Annotated in this window: 10 protein-coding genes; 2 read left to right on the plus strand and 8 right to left on the minus strand. The window is 65.1% G+C overall.

The genetic code is table 11. The annotated features are described in order from the left end of the window. The first annotated feature begins 138 nt into the window (after positions 1 to 138). Both ACB033_RS03800 and tyrA read left to right on the plus strand, forming a co-directional pair. Positions 139 to 1,212 (plus strand): 3-deoxy-7-phosphoheptulonate synthase, encoded by a 1,074-nt coding sequence (locus ACB033_RS03800; protein WP_043761614.1) that lies wholly within the window; start codon positions 139 to 141, stop codon positions 1,210 to 1,212. 70 nt (positions 1,213 to 1,282) lie between these two features. Further along, the gene (gene tyrA / locus ACB033_RS03805; RefSeq protein WP_371140338.1) at positions 1,283 to 2,422 is read left to right on the plus strand and encodes a bifunctional chorismate mutase/prephenate dehydrogenase; all 1,140 of its coding nucleotides are present in this window, start codon (positions 1,283 to 1,285) and stop codon (positions 2,420 to 2,422) included. Between the two features lie 64 nt (positions 2,423 to 2,486). On the opposite strand, the gene hdfR is transcribed toward tyrA, so the two are convergent. The 8 genes from hdfR to ACB033_RS03845 form a co-directional block, all read right to left on the minus strand. Continuing rightward, positions 2,487 to 3,362, minus strand: coding sequence for an HTH-type transcriptional regulator HdfR (hdfR, locus tag ACB033_RS03810; RefSeq protein ID WP_005299567.1), 876 nt, complete (start codon positions 3,360 to 3,362; stop codon positions 2,487 to 2,489). After that, positions 3,362 to 3,718 carry a DUF413 domain-containing protein gene (locus ACB033_RS03815; RefSeq protein WP_010634377.1) on the minus strand — a complete coding sequence of 119 codons (357 nt, stop codon included), beginning with the start codon at positions 3,716 to 3,718 and terminating at the stop codon, positions 3,362 to 3,364. Before ACB033_RS03815 ends, hdfR begins: the two co-directional genes overlap by 1 nt. A 302-nt stretch (positions 3,719 to 4,020) precedes the next feature. Beyond that, positions 4,021 to 4,503 carry a serine protease inhibitor ecotin gene (gene eco, locus ACB033_RS03820; RefSeq protein WP_005299572.1) on the minus strand — a complete coding sequence of 161 codons (483 nt, stop codon included), beginning with the start codon at positions 4,501 to 4,503 and terminating at the stop codon, positions 4,021 to 4,023. 230 nt (positions 4,504 to 4,733) lie between these two features. After that, positions 4,734 to 5,291 carry a DUF1566 domain-containing protein gene (locus ACB033_RS03825; RefSeq protein ID WP_005299575.1) on the minus strand — a complete coding sequence of 186 codons (558 nt, stop codon included), beginning with the start codon at positions 5,289 to 5,291 and terminating at the stop codon, positions 4,734 to 4,736. Then, on the minus strand, positions 5,288 to 6,661 hold the full coding sequence (locus tag ACB033_RS03830) for a DUF1566 domain-containing protein (protein WP_371140339.1): 1,374 nt from the start codon (positions 6,659 to 6,661) through the stop codon (positions 5,288 to 5,290). Before ACB033_RS03830 ends, ACB033_RS03825 begins: the two co-directional genes overlap by 4 nt. A 58-nt stretch (positions 6,662 to 6,719) precedes the next feature. After that, positions 6,720 to 9,134, minus strand: coding sequence for a proprotein convertase P-domain-containing protein (locus tag ACB033_RS03835; RefSeq protein ID WP_371140340.1), 2,415 nt, complete (start codon positions 9,132 to 9,134; stop codon positions 6,720 to 6,722). 32 nt (positions 9,135 to 9,166) lie between these two features. Further along, positions 9,167 to 11,245: a prolyl oligopeptidase family serine peptidase gene (locus ACB033_RS03840; RefSeq protein ID WP_371140341.1), complete on the minus strand. Its 2,079-nt coding sequence runs from the start codon at positions 11,243 to 11,245 to the stop codon at positions 9,167 to 9,169. Then, complete coding sequence (locus ACB033_RS03845) at positions 11,245 to 13,407, minus strand: TonB-dependent hemoglobin/transferrin/lactoferrin family receptor (RefSeq protein ID WP_371140342.1); 2,163 nt, start codon at positions 13,405 to 13,407, stop codon at positions 11,245 to 11,247. The genes ACB033_RS03840 and ACB033_RS03845 overlap by 1 nt, the downstream gene beginning before the upstream one ends. Between the last annotated feature and the right edge of the window lie 107 nt (positions 13,408 to 13,514).

Raw genomic sequence — 13,514 nt, forward strand, 5'->3', positions numbered from 1 at the left:
GAATAAGTCCGCTAGTTTCACTTGATTGTTTGTTTTTAATTGGTAAGGTGGGGGCGGTTGCGTAACAAAGTGCTGACTTGTGTAAACAAAATTGAACGGTCGGCGCAGTTGGCTTGAAACAGTAGAGAGAATGAGAACATGCAAAGAGATCCCCTGAACAACATCCATATCCAGTCCGAACAAGTGATGATCACGCCTGCCCAGCTCAAGGAGAAACTGCCCATCTCCGATCGTGCGCTGGCATTCGTGCAAGGGGCCCGCAACACCATCGCCGACATCATCCATCGTCGCGATCACCGTCTGCTGGTGATCTGTGGTCCCTGCTCCATCCACGACATGGACGCCGCCAAAGAGTACGCAACCAGACTCAAAGCGCTGCATGATGCCTATCAGGATTCTCTCTACATTGTCATGCGGGTCTACTTTGAGAAGCCACGCACCACGGTCGGCTGGAAGGGCTTTATCAACGACCCGAACCTGGACGGCACCTTCGATGTGGAGCTGGGGCTGCACCGGGCCCGCGAGCTGCTCTGCTGGCTCGCCGAGCTGGAGCTGCCCCTGGCCACCGAGGCGCTGGATCCCATCAGCCCCCAATACCTGGCGGAGCTCTTCTCCTGGTCGGCCATCGGTGCCCGCACCACCGAATCCCAGACCCACAGGGAGATGGCGTCCGGCCTCTCCATGCCGGTCGGCTTCAAGAACGGCACCGACGGCAACCTGGGTACCGCCATCAATGCGTTGCAGGCGGCCTCCAGCCCCCACGCCTTCATGGGGATCAACCAGCAGGGCCAGGTTGCGCTGCTGCAGACCCAGGGCAACCCGGATGGCCACGTGATCCTGCGCGGCGGCAAGCACCCGAACTACGATTCGGTCAATGTGTCGCTCGCGGAAGAGGCGCTGGAGAAAGCGGGCCTGCTGCCCGGCCTGGTGGTGGATTGCAGCCACGGCAACTCCAGCAAGGACCACCGTCTGCAGCCCAAGGTGGCCGACAACGTGATTCACCAGATCCAGGAGGGCAACCGCTCCATCATCGGGGTGATGCTCGAATCCAACCTGTTCGAGGGCAACCAGTCCAGCGAACAGCCCAAGTGCGACATGCGCTACGGCGTCTCCATCACCGATGCCTGCATCGACTGGGAGACCACGGACGCGCTGCTGGCCCGCTGCCACAGCCAGCTGGCGGCACCACTTTTGGCCAGAACATCGGCATAAGCCGTGGTATCTTGTGGCAACGTATTGATTCACAGGGCGCCGCCACTGGCGGCGCCGGCAGGGACTGGACATGGCTGAAGAGTTGAATGCCCTCAGGGACAAGATAGATGCGGTGGACAAGCAGCTGATCGATCTGCTGGCTGCCCGTCTCGCCCTGGTGGGAGAAGTGGGGGAAGTGAAGAGCCGGCACGGCCTGCCCATCTACGCGCCGGATCGGGAGGCGAGCATGCTGGCCCGCCGCCGCGCGGAGGCAGAAGTCCTGGGAGTACCCGGCGATCTCATCGAAGACGTGCTGCGCCGTGTGATGCGCGAGTCCTATATCCTGGAGTCTGCCAGCGACAAGGAGCACCACTTCAAGTGCATGAAGCCGGACCTTGGCAAGGTGGTGATCATCGGTGGTCAGGGTCAGCTCGGCCGCCTGTTCGGCAACCTGTTCAGTCTCTCGGGCTACCGGGTCGAGACCCTGGGTCAGGCCGACTGGCCGCGGGCTGACGAGATCCTGCGCGGTGCCGGGCTGGTGATGGTGGCCGTGCCCATCGACGTCACCTGCCAGGTGATCGACCGGCTCGGCAACCTGCCCGAGAACTGCCTGCTGGTGGACGTGACCAGCGTGAAGGCGGCGCCGCTCGAGCACATGCTGGCGGTCCACAAGGGCCCCGTGCTGGGGCTGCATCCCATGTTCGGGCCGGACGTGGCGAGCCTCGCCAAGCAGGTGATCGTCTGCTGTCAGGGGCGCGACGGGGAAGCCAGCCAGTGGCTGCTGGATCAGATGACCATCTGGGGCGCCCGCCTGCAGCTGGTGGAGGCCAGGGCACACGACGAGGCGATGACCTTCATCCAGGCGCTGCGCCACTTCGCCACCTTCGCCTACGGCTGGCACCTCTCCCGGGAGCAGGCCAACCTCGACCGCCTGCTTAACTTAAGCTCCCCCATCTACCGGCTGGAGCTGGCCATGGTGGGACGGCTGTTCGCCCAGGATCCGCACCTCTACGCCGACATCATTCTGTCGTCGCCGCAGAACCTCGCGATGATCCGCCGCTACTACCAGAACTTCGGCGAGGCGCTGGGGCTGCTGGAGCGGGGGGACAGAGAGGGCTTCATCGAGGCCTTCAGCCAGGTTTCGGGCTTCTTTGGCGAGCGGGCGGACGAGTTCCTGCGCGAGAGTCGCACCCTGCTGGCCCAGGCCAACGATCGTCGTCATCACGGCTGACGATGACCAAAAGCAAAAGGGGCCTGTCGGCCCCTTTTGCATTCTAGCGTGCGCTGCGTCGCCTCTATTCCGGCTGCGGCAAGCGCAGATCGGCGCCATCCCAGCCCAGCGGCAGGGTCAGCAGCTGATCGATCAGCTCCCGCCGATCGGACTTTTCCAGATAGGCGAGGTAGAGCGGACGGCTCAAGGCCTGGGCGCCTTCCACCAGGTGCAGGCGCCCCTGCTCGAGGAAAGGGCTTACCATGCGCCTTGGCAGGTAGGCCGCACCACCGTTGGCCAGCACGAACTGCAGCGCCATATTGGCGGAGCTCGAGTGCAGCACCGGGGTCTTTTGCAGGCTCTGCAGCCGGCTGGGTTGCGGCTCAAAGCTGGTGCCCCAATCCAGATGAATGTGCGGCATCTGCATCAGGCTGTCGGCGTTGGCCGCTCCATCCCGGCTCACCAGCTCGAACACCAGCTCACCGATAGGGTGCAGGGCAATCTCGTCGATCTTGGTCGGCTCCGAGAGCAGGGCGAGATCGAGAGAACGCTCCAGCAACTGGCGGCACAGGTGCTCGCGGGAGGCGGTCTCGAGCCGCACCGCAAGACCTGGGGCCAGGGCATAGACATGGTTGAGCCAGTCGTTGAAGTCGAGCTCCCAGAACACGGCGGGGGCGCCGATGGCGAGCTGCTGGCTGAAACCGGGGGAGAGGGCCACATCCTGCTTGGCGCGGCCCAGGGTATGCAAGATGGCGTCTGCGTAGGGCAGCAGACGCTCACCGGAGGCGGTCAGGCGGATGTTGTTGCGATGGCGGGCAAACAGACTGACCCCGAGTTGCTGTTCGAGCTGGCGGATCCGAAAGCTAACCGCCGACTGGGTCAGGTAGAGATTTTCAGCAGCCCGGCCGAAGTGCCGGGTCTTGCTGACCTCGATAAAGGTCCGAAGCAGTTCGGTATCCATTAATCGATGGACTCGTCGCTACCGCTGCCACCTTCAAAACCGCCGCCACTCGCTTCCTCGTTGGCACCGCCGGCGACGGTGCACAGACGGTGCACGCGCTTGGGACCGATCACCTTCAGATACTTGAACCACACCTTGGCGTGGGGGTTGTTGCCGGCGGCGCCGGACTTGACCTGCTCGATGAAGGCGCTTTCCACGTCATCGCGTGCGGCCAGGTTGCCCTGATAGAGCGCGAGCATGGCGGTACCGTATTTTTCCAGACTGTCCGCTTCGGCCACAGTGAATTCGCCACTGCGACGCAGGCCACGGGGAAAATGTTTGAAGTCGTTGAAACGCTTGTCTGATTCGAAGCTCATAGTGCTCTTTTTCTGGTTAGTTTGACCTTTGCGGGCAAGTATCATCAGGCCGTCGCAGAGTGCAAAATCAATTTTTTCACTATATTGATAAATCTCTTTCATCGAAAGTGATTTGCCGCGGATCCATGGGCCCGGGTCGGCTGAAAATGGCAAAAAAGTGAGAAAAAAAGCGGAGTTATGTCAGGTTCTGTAAAGGTTGGCGGGGTGGGAAACAGCACAATTTGTTACAAATAAAGCGCCATTCGGCGCTCTATTTGATGTCATTCATGAACCAAGGCGGGAGGTCTGGTCTCGGTAGAGACTCACTCGATCATGGCTGGCTGAGCCAGGGTATCGGCACGCCACAGACGGTAGCGCACTTCATACTCCTGCGGTACGTAGAGCACGAACGGCAGCTTGGAGTTGTAGTTCACGAAGAAGCCCTGGCCGTAGATCTGGACGAAGGTCTCTTTCTTCTGGCCATCCGGGCAGGCCATCAGGGTGCTGATGGGATCGGACACCTTGCCGAGCATCAGGTAGTTGTAGCCCCAGCCTTTGACGCTGTGCTGTTCCAGGTTGCCGGCAAAGCGCGGCACATTGCAATCGACCATCATTTTCTTGCCGACCTGCAGCTCGACCATCATGTCGGCTTCGTTCTCGACTTCCGGCAGGCGGATCACCACACGTTCCTGGTTCACTTCGGCAGCCGGGAACATGCTGATATCAAATTTTTTCGGTTCGGCGGCGAAGGCATGGCCGCCCAGCAACAAGGCGCCCAGCAGGCTAAAACGCAATACGGTTTTCATCTGTACCTCATGGGGTTGGTTCAACGCCGCTAGACTAACCGCTCTGCCCGTTTCATGCCAGCGATCTGCTACGTAAAAACTGCGTAAAATGACGCAGATCCGGCACACAATGACGTGTTCTGGCTATTTTCTGACAGGGTGCAGATCCGCCAAACGACAGGCCGGGCCGCAAACGCGGGTGGCCAGCCGGGATCCTGTGTTCATCGGGATCTCCTGGCCACCCGACTCCATCAGCGCACCAGCAGCACCTGCTTGGCCCAGGCGCCGGGGGCTCGCATGCCGACGGCGCCACTGGTGATATCCAGATAGGCGACCCCCTTGCTGGCCGGCACCGGGGTGGAGGACCAGAGGTAGACGTAACCGTCGTTCACCTCTTTGCCGTCACCGGCCATGGCGCGGGGGAAGATGGTTTCGTTGAGCGCCGGCTTGTAGCAGGCGGACTCCAGCACGCTGGCCAGCTCCTTGATGGTGGGCAGGCGCCAGCCGCCGTGGCCGCCGAAGTTGTACAGCGCATGGCTCGGCTCGGTGCGGATCCGCTCGGCGGTCAGCAGGGCCTGCTGCCAGTAAAGCCGGGTCGGCTCGCCTTGGCAGCTCTGGTTGCGCCAGGTCTGGCCGAGCTGGCAGCGCATCCAGGTCAGGCCGGTGGAGCGATCCGTGACGGTGCCGTTGCCGCGGTCGATGAAACGGGCGGTGGGGCTGGTTCTGGGCATGTTGTCATCACAGATGGCGGTGGCCAGAGCGAGGGGGCTGCCAAGGGTCAGCAGCAGGGTCAACATCAAGCGGTTCATCGGGTTACCTCCGCCACCAGTCGCAGTTGCAGACCGTTGGCATCATCGCTGTTTTGAACTGTGGTGGCGTAGTCGGTGCCGGCGTCATCGCCAAGGAAGATGTGGGCGATGGCGCTGATGGGGGCGCTCTCCAGCCGGCGCGAAGGGGTCAGGGTCTGGCTCCAGTAGTAGCCGCTGAAATCCTTGCTGGTGGTGCCGACATCGGGGAAGTAGCGCACGTCCATGCTCACCGGCTGGTCGTCCTGGCGGGCGAGGGAGCCGTAGTGCTGCAGGCTCATCAGCTCGCGCGAGTGGGGCATGCGCCAGTGAGTGATGCCGCACAGCTGCTGGGCGTTGAGCCACTGGCGGTACTGCTCCGTGGTGCAGATGGCCTCACCATCCGGGCAGGCGTAGTCCAGCTCCTGCTGGGTGGGGTGATAGTCGTCAAGCTCCCAGGCGAAGGTGCGGTGCAGATCCCGCGGACTGGCGGGATCATCGAGCTTCTTCTCCCAGACCAGGCCGGTATTGAGATCCTCCACGCACTCCCAGGCGGGGGCGTCATCGGCCAGCGGCTGTCCCTTGCCGTCGAGCTTGCGATAGCGCAGCGGCGCCTTGTTGAGGCTGGCCTCCTGCCCCGGGTGGTCGGCGGGTTCCTGGGTGAGCAGGTAGTCAACCCCGTCCGTGTAGGTGGTGACGCCACTGCCGGTGATCAGTGGATGGGAGTGCTGTTGCAGCAGCCGAGCGCGGACGTCTGCCTGCTGGCTGGCTAGTTCGCCGTGCAGGGCAAAGTGGCTGGCCAGCTCGGGCAGCAGGCTACCGATGGCAGGCCACACCAGCATATGCAGGGTGGCGGTCGAGAAGCCCTCCTGCGCCTGTAGATCGGTCTCGACGACCGCCTGCAGCAGCTGGCCCAGCGCCAGGTTGAAGTCGCTCAGCCGGGAGAGGGCGGCCAGATCCTGGCCCGGTTGCAGCGGTGCCAGCGCACTCAGCAGCTGATCAAGGGCTTGCCTCGGGGGCTGCCCCTCGGCGATGCGGTATTGCAGCAGGGTGCTGAGCGGGCTGGGGGTCAGGTGCTGATCATCGAGCCGGGCGGCGGGATGCAGCAGCACGGGGGCGGCCGGGTTGCTTGGCAAGAACAGCAAGGTGCTGGTCAACAGGGCCGGGGCGCTGCCGCTCAGCCGGTGAGTGCCGGCCGCGCCGCTGACACTGGGCTCCCCCGCATCACAAGATGCATTCTGGTTGAGGTTGACGCACAGGGTGCCGGCTTCGGGCAGGGTCACGGTCAGGCTGTAGTCGGGGACCGCCAGCGGCGCCTCGTCCGAGCCGCCACCGCCACAGGCGGTGAGCAGGGGGGCCAGCAGGCAGGCCAGGCGGGAGTAATGTGGTGTCATCTCTAGTCCTTGGGGAGGAGGCCTTGGCCCCCTCTTCTTATATATGGATGGGGTGGATTCAGGTGCGCTGGCGCAGGCGGCGCCAGAGTGCCAGCGGCAGCAACCAGAGCAGATTGGTCGTACCGCCACCGCTACCGTCGTCCACCTGGAAGTGGATGATGCCGTCATCGGGCGGGGTGACCGGCTTGCTGCACTGGGCGCCGGTGCGCTGGCTGATGCTCCAGCCGTTGATGCGGCCCCGATTGCCGGGCTTGCTGTCCACTATCTCCAGGGTCCAGCGACCGGCCAGCGGCTCGCCTTCCAGCGCGCTGAAGGGCTGCAGGGGCAGCAGCTCGGTGGGGAAGACCCCCTTGAGGCGTGGCAGCGGGCTGTAGCCCTTGTCCCAGATCTGGATGCGGGTGCCGGAGGGGGAGTTGAGCCAGATCTCCAGCTCATCGAGCGCCGGGTGCTGCAGATCCAGGTTCAGCTGCAGCCGGTCGCTCACCCTGGCCTCGCTGCTCTCTATCAGCAGGCTGGTTTCGCTGAGGCCACGCACCTCGTCGCTGATGGCATCGCTCAAGGTGAGCGGCTGACCACTGGCGCGGCTGACGATGGGGGCGCCGATGGGCAGGGTCAGCGACTGCTGCCACTGGCGCTCGGTCGGGCTGGTGCCGCTCATGGCGAGGCTTACCTGCAGCGCCACCTCATCGCCACAGGCGAGCGGGCTCTGGGCCAGCAGGCGCAGGGTGGTGGTCATGCTGGCACCCGCCGCGAGGGTCGCCGGTTGCCAGCTGTAAGGATCGGCCTGCAGCCCGCTTGGCAGCTGGAGGGCCAGCTCGTTCAGGGTCACCGGCGCCTTGCCCTGGTTGGTAAGGGTAAGCTGCACCGACTGGCGCTGCCCCAGCTCGATGACGCTGCCATCACTCAGGCCCACATTGACCGGTGCCTGCAGCAGGCCGTGCTGGCGAAACGCCTGCTCCAGCAGCCTGGCATAGGGGCGGGCCGGGTAGAGGCGGGCGGCTGTATCCACCGTGATGCGGGCCAGCTGCGGCATGCGGATGGCCGGGCCGAGACCAAAGTGGGACTCGATGATCAGGCGATCAAACTCGTCCCGTACCCCTTCGCCCTGCTCGGCGACCGCTGCCAGCAGCGCCTGGAACAGCGGGGTGCCCCACAGCTGGTCGCCATTGCTGCCGTTGATGGTGCGGTGGGCCGGGTAGTTGTAATCCGGGTGGTAGCGGGCACGCAGATCATCCAGCTGACGCGGGGTGCGGTCGGTGAAGCGGGCATCCCAGTTGAACACCATGGCGGGTTCAAACTGACGGCCGGCTTCGCTGCGCTGGCGGTGGCTGGCGGCCAGGTAGTCGCTGAAGCCCTCGCCGATGGCGCCCCAGTCCGCCTCGTCCCCCAGATCCGGCACTATGTGATGCTGCACCGCGTGGCCGAACTCGTGCCAGATCACCATGGGATCCTCGGCATCGGGCACGCCGCTGCGACCCAGCTCCAGCCGGCGTTCGAACGGATCGTAGAGGGAGTTGTCCTGATAGCCGGCCTCGGTGTCGATGTCGAGCGCCCCCGGGATAAGGTCGCTAAAGCCGAGGTGCTTGAGGTGGCGCTGGGCCAGATCCAGGTGGTAGTAGGCGTTGATGTCGGCAAAGCCGCGATCATCGCGGGTCAGGCGAAACGCCTGCGGGCTGTCGGCGCTGAAGGGGGCTGTGGCGGGCTCCATGGCATCCACCACCCGGGCGTGGGGGCCGCTCAGCAGATAGCGTCCGCCCGCCAGGGTGACCGGCAGCGGTACCTTGTCCTGATAGGCGGCGTCCGCCAGTTGCAGGGATTCGTGCCAAACCAGACCAGCATCGCGCAGCTGGGTACGGGGATCCGGATCGAATACCCGAGCCTCCAGCTGGGTGTCGCCGGCGTCGGCGGTGCGGCTGGCCCGGGTGGTGGCCGCATCCATCCAGCGGCCGAGCTCGCGGCTGCCGTCGCAGCTGGCGAAGAGCTGCACCTGGCTGGCCTTGGCGTTGCCCGCCTGATGCTCGCGTACTCGCTGGCGCAGGGCCGGCACCAGGGTGTCGCCGTCGCGCCAGTACCAGGCCTCGACCGGACCAAGGGGGTCGATCTCGCTGCCGCCATCGCGCAGTTGATCCAGCAGGGGATCCAGATTGCCGGTGGCGTCGCAGCCGGGTTCGCGGCTATCCAGCGGCCGGCTGTTGTGATAGATGCGCCAGGGCTTGCCGGCCAGATCGACGCTGACGGCGGCCTGGATGGTGGCCACCGGCAGGCCGTTGACCAGCTGGCGGAAGCTGTAGTGATGGCCGAGCAGGCTGGCCCTGTCGTAGTCGGGGGCGAGCGTCACGCCGAGACGCTGTTCGAGCCACTGCTGCGGCGTCGTGGTCAGCGGTTGTTCATCGACAAACTGCAGCTCGGCCGCCAGCAGCGGCTGGGAGAGCAGGGTTGCCGCCAGCCAGAGGGCCAGGGAAGAGGGTTTCATGGTTTACTCCAACACAAAAATGAGAAAAGGGATCACCGGCGGGCGCCCGCCAGGGTGAGCAGGAAGGCATACTCGCGGGCCGCCTGCTGGCGCGCGTTGGCCGGGCTAGTGCGGTGGCCGCCGTCGAGGGCCGTGCTGAGCAGATAGGGACCCGGCCCCGAGCTGTGTTCCCGCAGGCGGGCTACCCACTTGAGCGGCTCCCAGTAGGGCACCTGACTGTCGTGCAGCCCGGCCGTCACATAGACGGGGGGATAGGGGGTTGCATGCAGGTTGTCGTAAGGGCTCAAGCGGCGCATGGCGGCGTAATCGGCGGCAATGGCCGGGTTGCCCCACTCGGCGTACTCCTGGCGGGTGAGCGGCAGTTCGGGATCGCTCATGGTGCCGATGAGATCGACGAAGGGTACCTGCAGCACGGCCCCGGCGAAGCGGGTCGGTGCCTGGTTGAGGGCCGCCGCCACCAGCAGGCCGCCGGCGCTGCCGCCCATGGCGAACAGCCGGGCGGGATCGATGGCGGGATCCCGGGCCAGCGCCTCGGCCACAGTCAGGAAGTCGTCCACGCTGTGCTGTTTGTGGCGACCGCGCCCCGACAGATACCACTCATCCCCCAGCATGCCGCCGCCGCGCACGTGGGCGATGGCGTAGACGAAGCCGCGATCCAGCAGGCTCAGCACCTGCGGCTGGTAGTAGGGGCGCATGGGGGTACCGTAGGCGCCATAGCCGTAGAGCAACAGCGCCTTGGGAGTGTGGATGTCCTTGCGCCACACCAGAGAGACCGGCACCTTGACGCCATCCTTGCCCACCACCCAGCGGCGCTCGCTCTGGTAGGGGGAGGGACGCTGCGCCTGCGCGTCGGCTTGCCACTGGCCGCTGGCCAGATTGAGCCAGCGTTGGTGTGGCGGCTCGGCCATGCCTTGGCGGCGGATCAGGATCTGCCCGCTGGCGGGGTCGTGGGCACCCTGGATCCAGGCCGTGCCGGCCCCCTCGGTCAGCAGCAGACGATGGCTGAGCCGGCCGCGGCCATCCAGCACGTCGAGCCAGTCATCCCCTTTGTGGCGATACTGCAGCACCGTGTAGTCGGCAAACAGGCGCCACTTCTCGAGGCTCCTCTGCTCGCCGGACCAGAGCGGCTGCCACTCACCCTTGGCCACCTGGCTCAGATCGGCCACCTGATAGAGGCCGAGGGCACCGTCCCGGTTGCTCTTGAGCAGCACCCGCTCCCCCTGGGTATCCAGGTAGTACTCGAGGCCGTCCTGACGGGCCTTGAGCAGAGCAGGTCTGCCCTCGTCCAGCAGGTACTGCTCGGCGCTGTCGTGGTTGTTGCTTTGCAGCAGCAGGTGGCGCCGATCCGTGGTGCGATAGAGGCTGAGCAGCCAGGCGGGATCCGCCTCCTGGTGGATCTGCTGATCCTTGCCATCGCGCCAGGCCCACAGCTGCCAGGGGCGCAGGGTGCGAGGTTCGTTGGCGATGGTGTAGAGGGTCTTGCCGTCCAGGCTCCAGAGCAGATCGCTGGCCCGGTGCGCCAGGGTGGCCAGGGGTTTGCCGTCGGCCAGGTCGAGCAGGGTAATGCGGTAGTCCCTATCGCCCTGCAGATCTTCGGCCAGGGCCAGCCAGCGCCCGTTCGGGTGCAGGGCCCAGCTGGCGAGCTCGTAGTAGCCGCTGGCCGGCTGACGGGCCGCCAGCCGTTGCCGGGGTTCAGCCTGCTCGCTATCTCGCTGCCACAGGCTGCCGTCGACTTCCATCCGCCACTGGCTGCCCGCCTCGCTCAACCACTCTTGCGGCATGGGTTCACCGCGCGCTTGTGCCTGCCACTCGGCCTGCAGAGCCTGTTCCAAGGGCCGCTGAGCGGCGAGCTGCTGCTCGGTCCAGCGGTTCTGCTCGCCCAGCAGGGCCAGCAGGGCGGGATCCTGGCGGCTGTCATCGCGCCAGCCGCCGTAGGGATCGAGCCGGGCCCGCTCCCCCGGCATCGGCAGCGGGCGGTGAGGAATAAGCGGGGCCACGAGCGGCGCCGACGCGGCGACGGCCTGACTCGGAGTGCCGGCTGGTGCAATGGCGACAGGCTGGGCAGCCGCCGGAGTGGCCAGCAGGCTGGCCAGCATCAGGAGTGCGTGCATCAGAGCCCCACGAAGGTGTAGCGCAGGCTGGCGCTCAGGGAGCGGCCTGTCTGGGTGTAGAGGCCCGCATCCGTGCCTGCTTCCAGCCCGGCGACATCCTGATAGCGGGTGTAGCGGGTGTCGAGCAGGTTGTCGAGCTTGAGGTTGGCCTTGAGGGCGTCGGTGATCTGCCAGTCGGCGGTCAGGGCGAAGCTGAGCCAGCCGGCGGTTTTCAGACACTCGCCCTGCTGCTGGGTCAGGCTGTTGCCACAGCTGGGCACCCGGCTCATGGCGGCGGCGTAGTCGGCCTGCAGCCCCAGGCTCCAGTCGTTGGCCTGATAGCTGAGACGGGTGTTTCCCTCGAGCGGGGTGAGGTTGCGCGGCGATTCGCCCTGGCTGGTCTTGCCGTCGACCCAGCCCAGCTTGGTGGCCAGCTCCCACTGCTGAGTCAGCCAGTAGCTGGCGGCGACTTCGGCGCCCCAGGTCTCGGACTTGGCGACGTTGCGATATTGACGCAGCATGACCCCGTCGCTCAGGCGGAAGCCCACCTGACGCCAGTCGACGAAGTTGTAGTAGCGGTTGTAGAAGAGGGCCGGCTTGATGCTCCATTCGTCCCCTTCGCCGCTCACCCCCCACTCGAAGCTGTGGCTGGTCTCCTCCTTGAGATCCGGGTTGGCGATGATCTCGAACGGCGGCAGGGCAAAGTAGTGGGGGATGTTGCCGTACACCTTGTCGTAGGAGGGGGCGCTGAAACCGTTGGCGTAGCTCAGCCAGCTGCGCCACTGCTCGTTGAAGCGATAGCTGGTGGCCAGGCTCGGCGAGAGGTGCCAGCTGTGGTTGCTGTCGCCCCGGCCATCCTGCGGGCTCAGCCACTGCTGATCCATGCGCAGGGTCGGGGTGAACTGCCACTGGCCCAGGGTCGCCACGTCCCCCAACCAGATGCCGGCCCGATCGGTGCGGGCGCTGCTGAAGGGGGCTGACTGGGTGGGTTGGGGGATGCCGGCTTCCAGCATCAGCTTCTCCACCGGTCGCTCGTGCCGGGTGCGCGCCAGCTCGATGCCGTAGCTCAGCTTGTGCTCGACGGCACCGGTGACCAGATCGCGGCGGATATCCAGCTCGCTGCCGATCAGGTGCTCGGTGAAGGTGGCCAGCTCCCGCTCGCTGCGATAGCGGGGGTAGCCGCTCAGCTCGTCATTTTGCAGCAGGCTGCGCTTGTTGGCGGTGTTCTTGGCATAGTTGCCGTGCAGGTTCCAGGTAAAGCGGTCGGCCAGCGGGTGGCCCAGATCCTGCGCCTCCCAGCTCAGCTTGCCGCCCTGGGAGCGCTGGCTGCCATTCTCGCGATACTGGCGCACCTGCCACTTGCCGTCGGGCTGGGGAATTTCGCGCGGCCCCTGATCCCGCTTGGCGTTGTCCTCGAAGTAGTCGAACTCGAGGCGCAGCAGATGGTGCTGATTGAGGGTCAGGCTGGAGCTGGTGGAGGCGCTGAGGCCATCGAGATCCGCCGGAATGCGGCTCTGGTCGTAGTTGGCAGTCTCGTGCCCCTGCCAGCCGGAGAGGCGCAGCAGGTGAGCGCTCTCGCCCCAGCGGGCGGCGCCGGTGGCGCTCAGTTTCTGCTTGTCGCTGCTGCCGTCGTGCAGCACCTTGCTGCTGAGGTAGCCATCCTGCCCCTGCAGGTAATCTTCCGGCTGCTTGGTGGTGATGACCACGGTGCCGCCGATGGCGTCCGAGCCGTGCAGGGCGGAGCCTGCTCCCTTGGCCACTTCGATCTGCTTGACGTCATCGAGATCGAAGCTGAAGCGGCCCACCTTGTCGTTGAGATCGTCGGCACCGAAGCCGTCGCTGACCCGGACCCCATCCTTGACGATCAGCACCCGGTTGCCACCGATGCCGCGGATGCTGATGTTTTGCGGCCGGCCCGCCGAGCCGGTCACCGAGACGCCGGGTTCGTTCTTGAACACGTCGGTGAGCTCGGTGGCTATCTGGCGCTCCAGATCCTCTTCGGTGATGACGGTGATGGAGCCCGAGATGTCGGACAGTTTTTGCTCGACCCGCTGACCCTTGACGATTATGGTCTCGCGCGCCTTGGGCGGGGTGGTGCCGGAGGTGTCTATCCCTGCGGGATCGCCGGCGGCCAGCGCTGTACCGGACAGCAGCATGGGCCAGTAGTGAAGTAGTGTTTTCATTTTGAGAATAATTATTATTTAAGCCTGAAGGCCGCGGATTATTGCAGAGAGGTCCAATCAGATCAATGATTGATAATCATTATCATTTTGTTTTTATGATCCTGATC

Origin of the sequence: Aeromonas sp. S15(2024) (assembly GCF_041402265.1) — a bacterium.
Classification (GTDB): domain Bacteria; phylum Pseudomonadota; class Gammaproteobacteria; order Enterobacterales; family Aeromonadaceae; genus Aeromonas; species Aeromonas dhakensis.

Excerpts from the sequence above, each read along its gene's own strand:
- ACB033_RS03800 (WP_043761614.1), top strand. The coding sequence starts at position 139 with ATGCAAAGAGATCCCCTGAACAACATCCATATCCAGTCCGAACAAGTG.
- tyrA (WP_371140338.1), top strand. The coding sequence starts at position 1,283 with ATGGCTGAAGAGTTGAATGCCCTCAGGGACAAGATAGATGCGGTGGAC.
- hdfR (WP_005299567.1), bottom strand. The coding sequence starts at position 3,362 with ATGGATACCGAACTGCTTCGGACCTTTATCGAGGTCAGCAAGACCCGG.
- ACB033_RS03815 (WP_010634377.1), bottom strand. The coding sequence starts at position 3,718 with ATGAGCTTCGAATCAGACAAGCGTTTCAACGACTTCAAACATTTTCCC.
- eco (WP_005299572.1), bottom strand. The coding sequence starts at position 4,503 with ATGAAAACCGTATTGCGTTTTAGCCTGCTGGGCGCCTTGTTGCTGGGC.
- ACB033_RS03825 (WP_005299575.1), bottom strand. The coding sequence starts at position 5,291 with ATGAACCGCTTGATGTTGACCCTGCTGCTGACCCTTGGCAGCCCCCTC.
- ACB033_RS03830 (WP_371140339.1), bottom strand. The coding sequence starts at position 6,661 with ATGACACCACATTACTCCCGCCTGGCCTGCCTGCTGGCCCCCCTGCTC.
- ACB033_RS03835 (WP_371140340.1), bottom strand. The coding sequence starts at position 9,134 with ATGAAACCCTCTTCCCTGGCCCTCTGGCTGGCGGCAACCCTGCTCTCC.
- ACB033_RS03840 (WP_371140341.1), bottom strand. The coding sequence starts at position 11,245 with ATGCACGCACTCCTGATGCTGGCCAGCCTGCTGGCCACTCCGGCGGCT.
- ACB033_RS03845 (WP_371140342.1), bottom strand. The coding sequence starts at position 13,407 with ATGAAAACACTACTTCACTACTGGCCCATGCTGCTGTCCGGTACAGCG.